Below are 12,875 nucleotides of genomic sequence, written 5' to 3'. Positions count from 1 at the left end.
GCTGTCACAGAACACCTTTGGTGGACGGTATCCCGGACACCCGCGGATCGGGCTCGACGGCCTGGCGCAGCGCGCGGGCCACGGCCTTGTACTGCGCCTCGGTGATGTGGTGCGGGTCGCGCCCGTAGAGCACCCGCACGTGCAACGCGATGCGGGCGTTGGCGGCCAGGGACTCGAACACGTGCCGATTGATGACGGTGTGATACGGAACCGAATTGCCGGCGATCGTGGTGTGCTGCAGGTGATCCGGTTCTCCGGTGTGCACGCAGTAGGGACGCCCGGACACGTCGACCGCCGCATGCGCCAGCGTCTCGTCCATCGGGATGAACGCGTCGCCGAAGCGCCGGATGCCCTTCTTGTCGCCGAGGGCCTGCCCCAGCGCGGTGCCGAGGGCGATCGCGGTGTCCTCGATCGTGTGATGCGCCTCGATCTCCACGTCACCCTTGGTGCGCACCATCAGGTCGAAGCTGGCGTGCGAGCCCAGTGCGGTCAGCATGTGGTCGTAGAACGGGACGCCCGTGTCGACGTCCACCTCGCCGGTGCCGTCGAGGTCGAGTTCGATGACGATGTCGGATTCTCGGGTGCGGCGTTCGATGCGCGCACGCCGGTTTTCGGTTGTCACGATGCTCCTAAGTTGATGTCACGACCCGCTTCGCCCGGCTTCGCCGCGCTCGCGGTCGCTCCGACTCCTAACGCATTGTCGCGCCGACCTGCTCCGGCGAGGCTGCGGCTGGCTAAGTCGCTGGTGGCGACCCGGGCGCTCACTTTCAAGAACGCGTCGTTCTCCTCGGCCATTCCGATGGTGGTGCGCAGATATCCGGGAATGCCGACATCGCGGATCAGGACGCCGGCTTCCAGGTAATGCTGCCAGGTGGCCGCCGCGTCGGCGAATTCTCCGAATAACACGAAGTTGGCGTCACTGGGGATGACCCGAAATCCCATGTTGGTCAATGCGGTTGACACCCGTTCCCGTTCGGCGATCAGCGTGGCGACGCTGCCCAGGGTGTCGTCGGCGTGCCTTAAGGCCGCCCGTGCCGCCGCCTGCGTGACCGACGACAGGTGGTACGGCAGCCGAACCAGCAGCATGGCGTCCACCAGGGCGGGAGTGGCGACGAGATAACCCAGTCGCCCGCCGGCGAAGGCGAACGCCTTGCTCATGGTGCGGGTGACGACGAGCTTGGTCGGGTATTCCTCGACCAGGGTGATCGCGCTGGGCTGCGCGGAGAACTCGCCGTAGGCTTCGTCGACGATCACGATGCCCGGGGCCACATCGAGCAGCCGGCGCAGGTCGGCCAACGAAATGCTCTGCCCCGACGGATTATTCGGGCTGGCAATGAACACCACGTCGGGTAGGCGGTCCACCACGGCAGCGACAGCCTCGTCGATGTTCAGGCTGAAGTCGTCCGCGCGGGCGGCTTCGAGCCATTCGGTCCGGGTGCCGTCGGAGATGATGGGGTGCATCGAATAGGACGGGACGAAGCCGATGGCGCTGCGGCCCGGCCCGCCGAAAGCCTGCAGCAACTGCTGCAGGATTTCATTGGAACCATTTGCGGCCCAGACGCTTCCGACGCCAACCGGTGTTCCGGTCTGGGCGCTGAGGTAGGCGGCCAGATCGGTGCGCAGGGCCACTGCGTCACGGTCGGGGTACCGGTGCAGATCGGCGGCCGCCTCGCGCACCGAGCGCACTACGTCGTCGATCAGCGCCTGAGTGGGCGGGTGCGGGTTCTCGTTGGTGTTCAGCCGCACCGGCACATCCAATTGCGGTGCGCCATAAGGAGACTTGCCGCGCAGGTCGTCGCGCAGCGGCAGGTCGTCCAGGGTGGGTCGTGGCCCGGCCGCCCTCACCGCTCGAACCTCCGGCGTACCGCCTCGCCGTGCGACGGCAGGTCTTCGGCCTTCGCCAGCGTGACGACGTGCCCGGACACGTCTTTGAGGGCCGCCTCGGTGTAGTCGACGACGTGGATTCCGCGCAGGAAGGTCTGCACCGACAGGCCGCTGGAGTGGCGGGCGCTGCCCGCGGTGGGCAGCACGTGGTTGGAGCCGGCGCAGTAGTCGCCGAGGCTCACCGGTGCGTACGGTCCGACGAAAATGGCTCCCGCCGAACGGATCCGGGCGGCGACGGACGCGGCGTCGGCGGTCTGGATCTCCAGGTGCTCGGCGGCATAGGCGTTGACCACTTTGACCGCGGCATCGAGGTCGTCGGTCAGGATGATCTTGGACTGGGGGCCCGAGAGCGCGGTGGTCACCCGCTCGCGGTGCACAGTGATCTGCAGCTGGGCTGCGAGTTCGGCGTCGGTGGCGTCGGCCAATTCGGGGCTGGGGGTGACCAGGACGCTGGCCGCCATCTCGTCGTGTTCGGCCTGACTGATCAGGTCGGCGGCCACATGTGCGGGGTCGGCGGTGTGGTCGGCGAGGATGGCGATCTCGGTCGGGCCGGCTTCGGCGTCGATGCCGACCTGGGAGCGGCACAGCCGCTTGGCGGCGGTCACGTAGATGTTGCCGGGTCCGGTGATCATGTCGACGGGAACGAGCTCGCCGCCGCCGGTGTCGGTGCCGCCGTAGGCCAGCAACGCGACCGCCTGAGCCCCGCCCACCGCCCAGACTTCGTCGACACCCAGCAGCTTGGCCGCGGCCAGGATGGTCGGGTGCGGCAGTCCCCCGTGGGCCGCCTGGGGCGGACTGGCCACCACCAGCGAGTCGACACCGGCGGCCTGGGCCGGCACCACATTCATCACCACGCTGGACGGGTAGACCGCGTTGCCGCCGGGCACATACAGGCCGACCCGCTCGACGGGGACCCAGCGCTCGGTGACGGTGGCGCCCGGGCCCAGCGTGGTCGTGGTGTCGGCACGGCGCTGATCGGCGTGCACGGCGCGAGTCCGGTCGATCATCACCTGCAGCGCTTCGCGCACGTCGTCGTCCAGGCCGACGACGGCGGCTTCGAGCGCACTCTCGGGCACCCGCACGGCCGCAGGCCGGACACCGTCGAACTCCTCGCCGTAGTTGAGCGCGGCCACCGCGCCGCGCTCGGCCACCGCCTCGACGATGGGCCGCACCTTGGGCAGCACCGCCTCCACGTCGACGCCGCCGCGCGGCAGCTCAGCTCGCAAACGGGCAGCCGTCAACTCCACGCCCCGCAAGTCGATACGGGACAGTGGCGAAGGCGATGTGGTCACGTGGACCATTGTCCCAGAGCAGCTCAAGTCGATATTCGACCGGTACAGTGCGCGGGTAAATGCGCGGGTAAAAAAGGAGCCAGCCATGTCTGCAAGGGATCAACACCCCAACAACGCCCCGGGCGTCCCGATGATCTTTCCGGTGTGGTTCGAGAACATCCAGGTCAAGTACGTCAACCCGCTCCTGAAACCGATCGCCCGGTTCCTGCCCGGCACCGCGACCATCGAGCACCGCGGCCGGAAGTCGGGCAAGGTCTACAAGACGATCGTGACCACCTACCGCAAGGGCAACGTCCTGGCGATCGCCCTGGGTCACGGCAAAACCGACTGGGTGAAGAATGTGGTGGCCGCCGGCGACGCTGACGTGCACTACGCCCGCCAGACCGTGCACATCACGAATGCGCGGATCCTGCCGGCGGGCACCGACGGCCCCGAGGCCGAAGGGCTGCCCAAGATGGCCCGGGCACAGCTGCGTCGCATGGCGGTATTCGTCGGCGACATCGCCTGACGCTTCGCGTGTGCGCTCACCGCTTCCGGTGTGCGTCTACCGAGGCATTCGGCCGGTTGGAGCGCGGTAGCCGCACGCGCGATCAGCTCCTGAGGAATACCGTCTTGCCCGTCATCTCCGGCCACCCCCTGGGCGCCTCCTCCCACGGCACCACGCGGTCGACCGCCGGAGACAGGTCGCAGCCGTCCGCCAGCACCGCCAGGACCTGCGGAATGGCGGCGCGAGCGTTGACCCGGCCGGTGACGAACCGCACGCCGCGGGTGTAGAGCGGCAACAGCGCCAGCTCGACGGTCGGCTGGTAGTAGATCCCGGTGTCGGTGCACACGCCGTCCGGCCACGTCGCACGCAGGGCGGCCGCCAGCAGCGCCGGGTCGGCCGACGTGTTCACCGTGACGGGATACGGCTCCCACTCCTTGGCGGGCTTGATGCGGTCGTGCACGGTCGCGCCCAGTTTCTCGGCAGCCGACAACCGATGCGAGTCGGTGTCGACGTAGTCGACGTGGGCGCCCAGAGCGGCCGCGAAGGCCGCCGCATACAGCCCGATCGATGCCCGACCGACCACCAGCACCCGGCGATCCACGGCATCAACCGCAGCCAACTCGTCCGCGAACGGCGCCACTGTGCGCCAGCCGTCGGGAATGTTGTCCGACAAGGACGCAATTGCCACGGAGTCGACCCCGTCCGGAACCGGGATCAGCATCGCGTTGGCGTAGGGAACCAACACCAGATCCGCCATGAAACCGCCGCCGTCGAGGCCGGCGATCGGGCCCATGCCATACATCGCCAGCAACGGCAGCGAGCCACAGGACCCGGTGACGCCGCGCCGACACTCGCGGCAGGTTCCGCAGCTGATCTGGAACGGCACGACGACCCGGTCGCCCACCCCAACGCCGGTGACGCCATCGCCGACCGCGACGACCTCGGCCAGCCCCTCGTGCCCCACGGCATACCCCGGCGGAAGCGGCAGCCGGCCGGCGCAGACGGCGACATCCAGGTCGCAGCACGCGACCGCCAACGGACGGACCAGGGCCTGTCCGGGCGCCGAAATTTCCGGGTCGGCGACGTCGCGCCACACGTAGTGACCGGCGTCGGCGTGCATTAGTTGCCTCATTGCGACATTGTTGAGTGATCACTCAAGTAAAGTCAAGAGCATGCCGAGACCCGACCGCAGCCGCGCCGCGCTCATCGACACCGCCGCCACCTTGTTCCGCCGCCAGGGCTACGCGGCGACCGGCCTGAACCAGATCCTCGACGAGGCGGGCGTCAAGCCCGGTTCGCTCTACCACCACTTCCCGCAAGGCAAACAGCAACTGGCCGCGGCGGCGGTCGACACCACCGGGTCCGCCATCGAACGGCTACTGCGCCAACTGCTGGCCACCGACCGATCGGTGGATGACATCGTCGATCGGTGGATCGACGTGCTGGCGGCGGGGCTGGCCGGTGACCCGCGCGACGGCTGTCCGGTCGAGCCGCTGGCCACCGAGGCCGTGCACGGCAGTCCGGCGGTGCGGGAGGCCGCGGCGCGGGCTTTCGCCGGTTGGTGCGCGGCGATCACCGACCGGCTTCGTCAGGACGGCTGGTCCCCGGCACGCGCCGAGCAGACGGGGCTGGCGGTGATCTCGCAGATCGAGGGCGCCCTGATCCTGTCGCGGACCAGCGGAGACACGGCAGCGCTCAAGGCGGCGAAGGCCGCCGCACGCCTGCTACTGACGGTTTAACGTATTGGCGTGACAGACACCGTTGGCGAATTCCTCCGGGTCATCGACCTGACCGGAGTCTTCGGCAACGCCATCCTCGGTGGGCTCGTGGCGCGCGAACTGCACCTGGATCCCATTGGCTTCGCCGCGTTGGCGACGTTGTCGGGCCTGGGCGGCGGCCTGATTCGCGACACCCTGTTGCAGCACGGCCCACCGGTCGCGCTCACCGACTACCTTTACGCGCTGGCTGTGATCGCCGGAGCGATCGTCGCCTTCCTGACCCCGGTGCACGACCGCGCGTGGGCGCTGATCTTCCCGGTGGTCGATGCCCTGGCCCTGGGTTGTTGGGCGGCGGCCGGCGCCCAGAAGACCCTGCACGTCGGCCTGGGCTGGCTGGCCGCGATCTTCCTGGGCACGATCACCGCGGTGGGCGGCGGCGCGCTGCGTGACCTCGCCGTACGACGGACGCCGCAGATCTTCGGGGGCAACACCCTCTACGCCACCTGCGCGGTGGCCGCCAGTGTCGTGGCGGTGGCATTCGACTATGTGGGGCGGGCGTCGGCGGGCATGGTGATCGCCACGTTGGTCGGCGCCGGGTTCGTGCTGCTGGCCCGCTGGCGCGGCTGGCAACTCTGGACGGGACTGGATTGGGATTACGACATCCAGCGGTCACCGGGCAGGCTGCTGCCGCGGATCGCGGTGCGGGTCAACCGCAGGTCCGCCCCGCCACCCGAGCTCTAGTCACATATCCAGGCCGACGTCGAGCACTCGCACCGAGTGGGTCAGCGCGCCCACGGCGAGGTAGTCCACTCCGGTCCCGGCATAGGTTTTCGCGGTTTCCAGACTGAGTCCGCCGGAGGATTCCAGCAGCACCTGCGGCGCCCGCGCATCGCGGCGTTGCACGGCGATCTGGGTCTGCCACACCGGGAAGTTGTCCAGCAGGATCAATTCCGGCTTCTCCGGCAGCACCTCGTCCAGCTGCTCGAGTGAGTCCACCTCGACTTCGCAGGACAGTTCGGGCGCGGCGGCGCGCACCGCACGCAGCGCCTCGACCACCGACCCCGCGGCCGCGACGTGGTTGTCCTTGATCAGCGCCGCGTCGCCCAGCCCCAGGCGGTGGTTGACGCCGCCGCCGACCCGCACCGCGTATTTCTGCAGCGCGCGCAGGCCCGGCAGGGTCTTGCGGGTGTCGCGGATCTGGGCCTTGGTGCCGTCCACTGCCTCCACCCATGCCGCCGTCGCCGTCGCGATGCCGGACAGGTGGCACACCAGGTTGAGCATGGTCCGCTCGGCCGTCAACAGGCCGCGCGTCTGGGCCCGCACGGTCAGCAGCGGCTCACCCGGCCCTACTCGCGCGCCGTCTTCCACGCGGTGCAACACCTGATAACCGTCGCTGCCGATCACCTCGTCGAGCGCCAACAGGGCCACGTCCACCCCGGCGATCACGCCCGGCGCGCGCGGCACCATCGACGCCGTGGCCATCGCACCCGCCGAGACCGTCGCCAAGGTGGTCGCATCCGGCCCGTAGCGCAGGTCCTCGTCCAGGCCTCGTCGAATGGTCGCTATCGCATCGGCCCGCTCGGCGGCATCCAGCTTCATCAGCCCACCGCCGCCAGGGTCTCCACGCGAACGGAGCTGCCGTCGGGGTCCAGCCGCACCAGAGCGCTACGCCCCTGCTCGGTATCGGCCGACGGGTACTCGGCGCGGTGGTGGCAGCCCCGGCTCTCGGTGCGGGCCAGCGCGGCGGCGGTCACCGTGCGCGCGGCCAGGGTCAGCGCGACATCCTCGGCGTCCTGCCGGCACGCCACGGAGCGGGCCGGGGCCGCGCTGAGCAGATCGGCCAAGCGGTGCAGCCCGTCGGCGTCACGCACCACCGAGGCGTCCCGGCTCATCGCGTGCTGCAGATCGCTGCGGCGCGGCGCGGCGCGCAGGAACGGCTCGGGCATCTTCGCGCGCCGGCATCCGGTGGCCACCGCGTGCGCGGCCGCTCCCTGTCCGGCGCGGCCACCGACCACCAGCCCTTCCAGCAGGCTGTTGGAGGCCAGCCGGTTGGCGCCGTGCATGCCGGTGCGGGCCACCTCGCCCGCCGCGTACAAGCCGGGCAGCTCCGTCTGGCCGTATACGTCGGTGACGACGCCGCCGCAGCTGTAGTGCGCGCCCGGGACGATCGGGATGGCCTGGCGGACCGGGTCGATGCCGGCCGCCCGGCAGGCGGCGGTGACGGTCGGGAAGCGCGCGGCGAATCCCTCGATGCCTCGCGCGTCGAGGTAGGCGCACGGGTCGCCGGTTGCCTTGAGCCGGGCGTCGATAGCGGCCGCGACCACGTCGCGCGGGGCCAGATCACCCATCGGGTGCACCCCGGCGGTGATCGAATTGCCTTGACTGTCAAGCAGTATCGCGCCCTCGCCGCGAATGGCCTCGGTGATCAACGGGCGGCGGCCCTGAGCGCCTGGGACGAAAAGCATCGTCGGGTGAAACTGGATGAACTCCAGGTCGCTGACCGCCAGGCCCGCCCACAACGCCAGCGCGATGCCGTCTCCGGTGGACCCGTTCGGGTTGGTGGTCGCGCTGCAGAGGTGCCCCAGGCCGCCCGTCGCCAGGATGACCGAGGGCGCGCTGATGATGCCGACACCATCGGGGCGGGCCACCAGCACTCCGGTCACGCCGGCCTCGTCGTGCAGGACCTGTAGCGCGACATGGCTGCTGCGGATGTCCAGCGTGCACGCGGCGCCGTCGAGGGTGCGCTGCACCTCGGCCCCGGTCGCGTCGCCTCCGGCGTGCACCACCCGTCGCCGGGAGTGGCCGCCTTCGCGGGTCACGTCCCAGGTGCCGGGTACGGCTTCGTCGAAACGTGCTCCGTTCCCGACCAATTCGGTGACCGCGCGATAGCCGTCGGCGACGATCGAGTACACCGCGTCCGGGTCGCACAGTCCCGCACCGGCCGTCAGCGTGTCGCTCACGTGGGCGTCGACGGAGTCGTCGTTGTCCGGCAACACCACCGCGATGCCGCCCTGCGCGTAGTGGGTCGCCGTGACCCCGCGCGTCTGGGCCGCCTTGTTCAGGACGACGACCGCGGCGCCGGCGCGGTGGGCGGCCAGCGCGGCGGCCAGACCGGCCACGCCCATGCCGATGACGACGACGTCGGCGCTGTCGCGCCACACCGGACGGGTGGTCATTCGCCACCGCCGGGCTGGCCGATGGCGATCATGCGCTGCACGCTGCGCCGGCCCGCCGCCGCGACGTCGGGATCGACGTGGACTTCGTCGGCGCCTTCCACCAGGCAGCGCAGCAGCGCGGCCGGGGTGATCATCTTCATGTACTTGCACGACGCGCGGTCATTGACCGCCTGGAAGTCGACTTCTGGTGCCGCCCTGCGCAATTGGTGAAGCATGCCGACCTCGGTGGCGACCAGCACCTTGCGCGCGCGGGTCTCGTGCGCGGCGTCGAGCATGCCGCCGGTGGACAAGATCTTGACCCGCTCGGCCGGAAAGGCGCCCTCGCCGGCCAGGTACAGAGCCGAAGTGGCACAACCACATTCGGGGTGCACGTACAACTCGGCGTCGGGGTTGGCGCGGGCCCGCTCGGCGAGCTCGTCGCCGTTGATGCCGGCGTGCACATGGCATTCGCCGGCCCAGATGTGCAGGTTCTTGCGGCCGGTCACCCGGCGCACGTGCGCGCCCAGGAACTGGTCGGGGCAGAACAGAACCTCGCGGTCGGGGTCGATGGAGGCGACGACGTCGACGGCGTTCGACGAGGTGCAGCAGATGTCGGTGAGCGCCTTGACCTCAGCCGTGGTGTTGACGTAGGAGACGACGACGGCGTCGGGGTGCTCGGCCTTCCACGCGCGCAGGTCGTCGGGAGTGATCGAGTCGGCCAGGGAGCAGCCGGCCCGCTGATCCGGGATCAGCACGGTCTTGTCCGGGCTCAGGATCTTGGCGGTCTCGGCCATGAAGTGCACGCCGCAGAACACGATGGTGTCCTCCGGCGCCTCGGCGGCGATCCGCGACAGCGCCAGCGAATCCCCTACGTGATCGGCGACGTCCTGGATCGCCGGCAGCTGGTAGTTGTGTGCCAGCACGGTGGCCCCGCGCAGGCGCGCCAATCGGCGGATCTCGGCTGCCCACTGCGCGTCGCCGTCGACTCCGGCATAGCCGGCAGGCGTGCTGATGATGCGGGCCGCGAGCTCATCGGAGATGGCGCCGACCCGCGACTCGGCGAGCGTGTCCATGCGATTCAAGATCGTCATGGCGGCTCCTTTCGCACTCAGGAGGTTTTCGACTTACAATCGAAAACATGCCTCATGGTAGCACCGCCCACGAAGTGCTCGCCGTCGTGTTCCAGGTTCGCATGGTTACCGACGGCCCTCGCAGCGGGAAACCCCAGCTGAACGTGCTGTTATGGCAGCGCGCACAGGATCCGCAGCGGGGCGCGTGGTCGCTGCCGGGCGGCCGGCTGCGCAACGACGAGGACATGATCACCTCGGTGCGCCGCCAGCTTGCCGAGAAGGTCGATCTGAAGGAGCTGTCCCACCTCGAACAGCTCGCGGTGTTCTCCGATCCGCGACGGGTCCCGGACGTGCGGATGATCGCCTCGACGTTCCTCGGACTGGTGCCCTCCCCCGCCACCCCCGAACTGCCCCCGGACACCCGGTGGCATCCGGTGAACGCGCTCCCGCCGATGGCCTTCGACCACGGGACGATGGTGGCCCACGCCCGCACCCGGCTGGTCGCCAAGATGTCCTACACGAACATCGGATTCGCCTTGGCACCAAGGGAATTCGCATTGTCCACGCTGCGCGACATCTATGGCGCGGCACTGGGTTATCAGGTCGACGCGACCAATCTGCAGCGCGTGCTGGCGCGGCGCAAGGTCATCACGGCGACCGGGACCATCGCCCAGTCGGGCCGCAGCGGCGGGCGCCCGGCCGCGCTGTACCGGTTCACCGACTCCCAGTTGCGGGTAACCGACGAATTTGCCGCACTGCGACCCCCTGGATAGGCCTGACAATAAATTGGGACCAACAGATTGTGACCAGCGGCACGCGCAGCGGTTTTAGGCATGTCGGCGGTTTGTACAGTAACTTGTATAAGAGTTGGATAAGGCGAAATAAGATTCTAGTAAGAGGCGCTGGCCGCCGAGAGCAGCCGGCGCCGCGTTGTGACTAGCCTGACCGCAGCCCCGATTCGGGACCACCGGGCGCGACGAGGGCCACGAAGGGAGCCTTAATGGTGGAGCTCGCGAAGCTGGGAGGCGAAACCGGGGCCGAGTGGATCGGCCGACCCCCGCACGAGGAATTGCAGCGCAAGGTCCGCCCGCTGCTCCCCGCGGACGACCCGTTCTACCAGCCGCCCGCCGGCTTCCAGCACGCCGCGCCCGGCACCGTGCTGCGTACCCGGGAGGTCGAACTGGCCTTCATGGGCCTGATTCCGCAGTCGATCACGGCGACTCAGTTGCTGTACCGGACAACCGACATGAACGGCAATCCCGAGGCCACGGTGACGACGGTGCTGCTTCCGAAGGAAGTCGCACCCGGCAAGACCATGCCGCTGCTGTCCTACCAATGCGCCATCGACGCCATCTCGTCCCGGTGCTTCCCCTCCTATGCGCTGCGACGCCGCGCCAAGGCCGTCGGCTCGCTGGCCCAGCTGGAGCTGCTGCTGATCAGCGCCGCCGTCGCCGAGGGGTGGGCGGTATCGGTACCTGACCACGAGGGCCTGCACGGGTTGTGGGGCACGCCGTACGAACCCGGTTACCGGGTCCTGGACGGCCTGCGGGCCGTGCTCAGTTCGGAGCGCCTCGGCGTCCCCGCTTCGGCACCGATTGGGCTGTGGGGCTACTCCGGTGGCGGCCTGGCCAGCGCGTGGGCGGCGGAGATGTGCGGCGACTACGCCCCCGAACTCGACATCGTCGGCGCGGTGCTGGGATCGCCGGTCGGCAACCTCGGGAACACCTTCAAGCGCCTCAACGGCAGCCTGCTCGCCGGCCTGCCCGCGATGGTCGTGGCCGCACTCACGCACGCCTACCCCGACCTCGACGCGGTCATCAAGGAGCACGCCAACGAAGACGGCCTGGCCATGCTCGAGAGCATGGAGCGGATGACGACGGCGGAAGCGGTCATCTCGATGGCCAAGAAGAACATGGCTGACTACCTGGACGAGCCGCTCGACGACATTCTGGCCACCCCGGCCGTCGCGCACGTCTTCGACAGCACCACCCTGGGCGTCGCCGTACCGACGCCGCCGGTGCTGATCGTGCAGGCTGTGCACGACTACCTCATCGGCGTCGACGACATCGATGCGCTGGCCGACGCCTATTCAGCGGGCGGCGCCGACGTCACCTACCACCGCGACGCCTTCAACGAGCACATGCTGCTGCACCCGCTGTCGTCGCCGATGGCGTTGCGCTGGCTCATCGACCGGTTTGCCGGCCGACCCATCACCGACCACCTGATCCGGACCACCTGGCCCACCATGTTCAACCCGATGACCTACGTCGGCATGGCCCGCCTGGTCAAGATCGCAGCCAAGGTCATCACCGGCCGGAAGATCCACCGTCGCCCGCTTTAAGGGGTTACCGGTCTAGGGCGTTACCGGACCGGCGGGAACGGGCGGCAGCACGGCCGGGCGCGGGTCGACGGGCGGATAGCCGCCCAGATCGTCGCGCACCGTCCCGGTAGCCGCGAGGGCGTAGATCAACGCCGCGGTGGCCGTCGGCGAGAGCAGCGTGGCGGCGATCTGCAGCGGCAGGTGACCGAAGAACACCGGTGGCGCCTGCCTGACGTAGGTCACGTTGTGATCGCCCGACGCCAGCGCGACCGTGTCGAAATTCAGTGCGCCGTAACGCAATAGGACCAGGAGCGCCCCGACGCCCGCGGCGGCCGCGGCGGCGCCGATCAGCCCGAGCGTGAGCGCGGCGACCATCTGCGGCCCCCGATGGTCGCGCCACTGCCACACCGCCACGGCGGCCACCACCGCCAGCACGCCCAGCAGCCCGAGCAGGATGAAGGGCGCCACGAAGAAGTTCTGCGATTCGCTGCCCAGGTAGTCGTGCACCCGCTCGCCCTTGCGGCTGACCGCCACCACGGCGTGAACCGGCGGGGCGATCCACGCCCAGAGGGCGCCGACCAGGACACCCGCGGCGCTCAGGACCAGCACCACGGTGAGCAACGCCCGCTTACGGGACGTGCGCGGACCCGCCGGTGGTTGCACCGGCCCGGGGACGTCCGTAACCGCTTCCTCCGTCATTTCTGGGTCATTTCTGGGTCATTTCTGGGCCTCCAGGTCGGCCGAGTCCACCTGTCCATGCCGTGAGCACCGCGCCCACCAGCCGTCGGGGCGAACCTGCACGATCATCCGGCGTCCGCATTCGGCGCAGAACCGGGGCGGCTCCAGACCCAGTTGAGCGGCCGTGGGTGTGGCCGTGCCCGCCGGCTCCCCGGTGTAGACGTTGTAGACGCCGGCTCCGACCGGAGCGCCCAGATTTCCCGCCACGCTC

The 12,875-nt window shown here is 69.5% G+C and carries 14 protein-coding genes; 5 read left to right on the top strand and 9 right to left on the bottom strand.

What is annotated here, in order from left to right; all coding sequences use genetic code 11:
* Window positions 1–4: 4 nt before the first annotated feature.
* The 3 genes from hisB to hisD are packed head-to-tail and all read right to left on the bottom strand — an operon-like array spanning window position 5 to window position 3,185.
* On the bottom strand, window positions 5–625 hold the full coding sequence (gene hisB / locus C0J29_RS13610) for an imidazoleglycerol-phosphate dehydratase HisB (RefSeq protein WP_065042711.1): 621 nt from the start codon (window positions 623–625) through the stop codon (window positions 5–7).
* The gene (locus tag C0J29_RS13605) at window positions 619–1,845 is read right to left on the bottom strand and encodes a histidinol-phosphate transaminase (protein ID WP_065042710.1); all 1,227 of its coding nucleotides are present in this window, start codon (window positions 1,843–1,845) and stop codon (window positions 619–621) included. Before C0J29_RS13605 ends, hisB begins: the two co-directional genes overlap by 7 nt.
* Entirely contained in the window at window positions 1,842–3,185 is a 1,344-nt protein-coding gene (gene hisD / locus C0J29_RS13600) for a histidinol dehydrogenase (protein ID WP_065042709.1), read from the bottom strand. The genes C0J29_RS13605 and hisD overlap by 4 nt, the downstream gene beginning before the upstream one ends.
* 76 nt (window positions 3,186–3,261) lie before the next feature.
* Here hisD and C0J29_RS13595 point away from each other — a divergent pair, with 76 nt between their 5' ends.
* On the top strand, window positions 3,262–3,684 hold the full coding sequence (locus C0J29_RS13595; protein WP_065042708.1) for a nitroreductase family deazaflavin-dependent oxidoreductase: 423 nt from the start codon (window positions 3,262–3,264) through the stop codon (window positions 3,682–3,684).
* Window positions 3,685–3,766: 82 nt separating this feature from the next.
* On the opposite strand, the gene C0J29_RS13590 is transcribed toward C0J29_RS13595, so the two are convergent.
* Complete coding sequence (locus tag C0J29_RS13590; protein WP_065042707.1) at window positions 3,767–4,795, bottom strand: alcohol dehydrogenase catalytic domain-containing protein; 1,029 nt, start codon at window positions 4,793–4,795, stop codon at window positions 3,767–3,769.
* A 40-nt stretch (window positions 4,796–4,835) separates the two neighbouring features.
* Between C0J29_RS13590 and C0J29_RS13585 the strand changes: the two genes are divergently transcribed.
* Window positions 4,836–5,402: a TetR/AcrR family transcriptional regulator gene (locus tag C0J29_RS13585; RefSeq protein ID WP_120792639.1), complete on the top strand. Its 567-nt coding sequence runs from the start codon at window positions 4,836–4,838 to the stop codon at window positions 5,400–5,402.
* 9 nt (window positions 5,403–5,411) lie between these two features.
* Complete coding sequence (locus tag C0J29_RS13580; RefSeq protein WP_065042705.1) at window positions 5,412–6,122, top strand: trimeric intracellular cation channel family protein; 711 nt, start codon at window positions 5,412–5,414, stop codon at window positions 6,120–6,122.
* On the opposite strand, the gene nadC is transcribed toward C0J29_RS13580, so the two are convergent.
* From nadC to nadA, 3 genes are read right to left on the bottom strand one after another with little or no spacing between them, the layout of a single operon-like run.
* Window positions 6,123–6,980: a carboxylating nicotinate-nucleotide diphosphorylase gene (gene nadC / locus C0J29_RS13575; RefSeq protein WP_065042704.1), complete on the bottom strand. Its 858-nt coding sequence runs from the start codon at window positions 6,978–6,980 to the stop codon at window positions 6,123–6,125.
* On the bottom strand, window positions 6,980–8,557 hold the full coding sequence (locus tag C0J29_RS13570; RefSeq protein WP_065042703.1) for an L-aspartate oxidase: 1,578 nt from the start codon (window positions 8,555–8,557) through the stop codon (window positions 6,980–6,982). The genes nadC and C0J29_RS13570 overlap by 1 nt, the downstream gene beginning before the upstream one ends.
* A complete protein-coding gene (gene nadA / locus C0J29_RS13565) occupies window positions 8,554–9,627 on the bottom strand; it encodes a quinolinate synthase NadA (RefSeq protein ID WP_065042702.1) in 1,074 nt (357 codons plus the stop codon). Before nadA ends, C0J29_RS13570 begins: the two co-directional genes overlap by 4 nt.
* Window positions 9,628–9,674: 47 nt before the next feature.
* On the opposite strand from nadA, the gene C0J29_RS13560 reads away from it, so the two are divergent.
* Both C0J29_RS13560 and C0J29_RS13555 read left to right on the top strand, forming a co-directional pair.
* Window positions 9,675–10,379: an NUDIX hydrolase gene (locus tag C0J29_RS13560; protein ID WP_120792638.1), complete on the top strand. Its 705-nt coding sequence runs from the start codon at window positions 9,675–9,677 to the stop codon at window positions 10,377–10,379.
* A gap of 227 nt (window positions 10,380–10,606) precedes the next feature.
* Window positions 10,607–11,947: a lipase family protein gene (locus C0J29_RS13555; protein WP_065046452.1), complete on the top strand. Its 1,341-nt coding sequence runs from the start codon at window positions 10,607–10,609 to the stop codon at window positions 11,945–11,947.
* Between the two features lie 12 nt (window positions 11,948–11,959).
* Here the strand turns inward: C0J29_RS13555 and C0J29_RS13550 are convergent, their stop codons facing one another.
* Both C0J29_RS13550 and bsaP read right to left on the bottom strand, forming a co-directional pair.
* Window positions 11,960–12,625, bottom strand: coding sequence for a DUF2567 domain-containing protein (locus tag C0J29_RS13550; RefSeq protein WP_065046454.1), 666 nt, complete (start codon window positions 12,623–12,625; stop codon window positions 11,960–11,962).
* A gap of 18 nt (window positions 12,626–12,643) precedes the next feature.
* Window positions 12,644–12,871 carry a biotin synthase auxiliary protein BsaP gene (bsaP, locus tag C0J29_RS13545; protein WP_065046456.1) on the bottom strand — a complete coding sequence of 76 codons (228 nt, stop codon included), beginning with the start codon at window positions 12,869–12,871 and terminating at the stop codon, window positions 12,644–12,646.
* Window positions 12,872–12,875: the final 4 nt, after the last annotated feature.

Source organism: Mycobacterium paragordonae (assembly GCF_003614435.1).
GTDB classification, from domain to species: Bacteria; Actinomycetota; Actinomycetes; order Mycobacteriales; family Mycobacteriaceae; genus Mycobacterium; species Mycobacterium paragordonae.
This window is presented reverse-complemented; position numbering and strand designations above follow the sequence as displayed.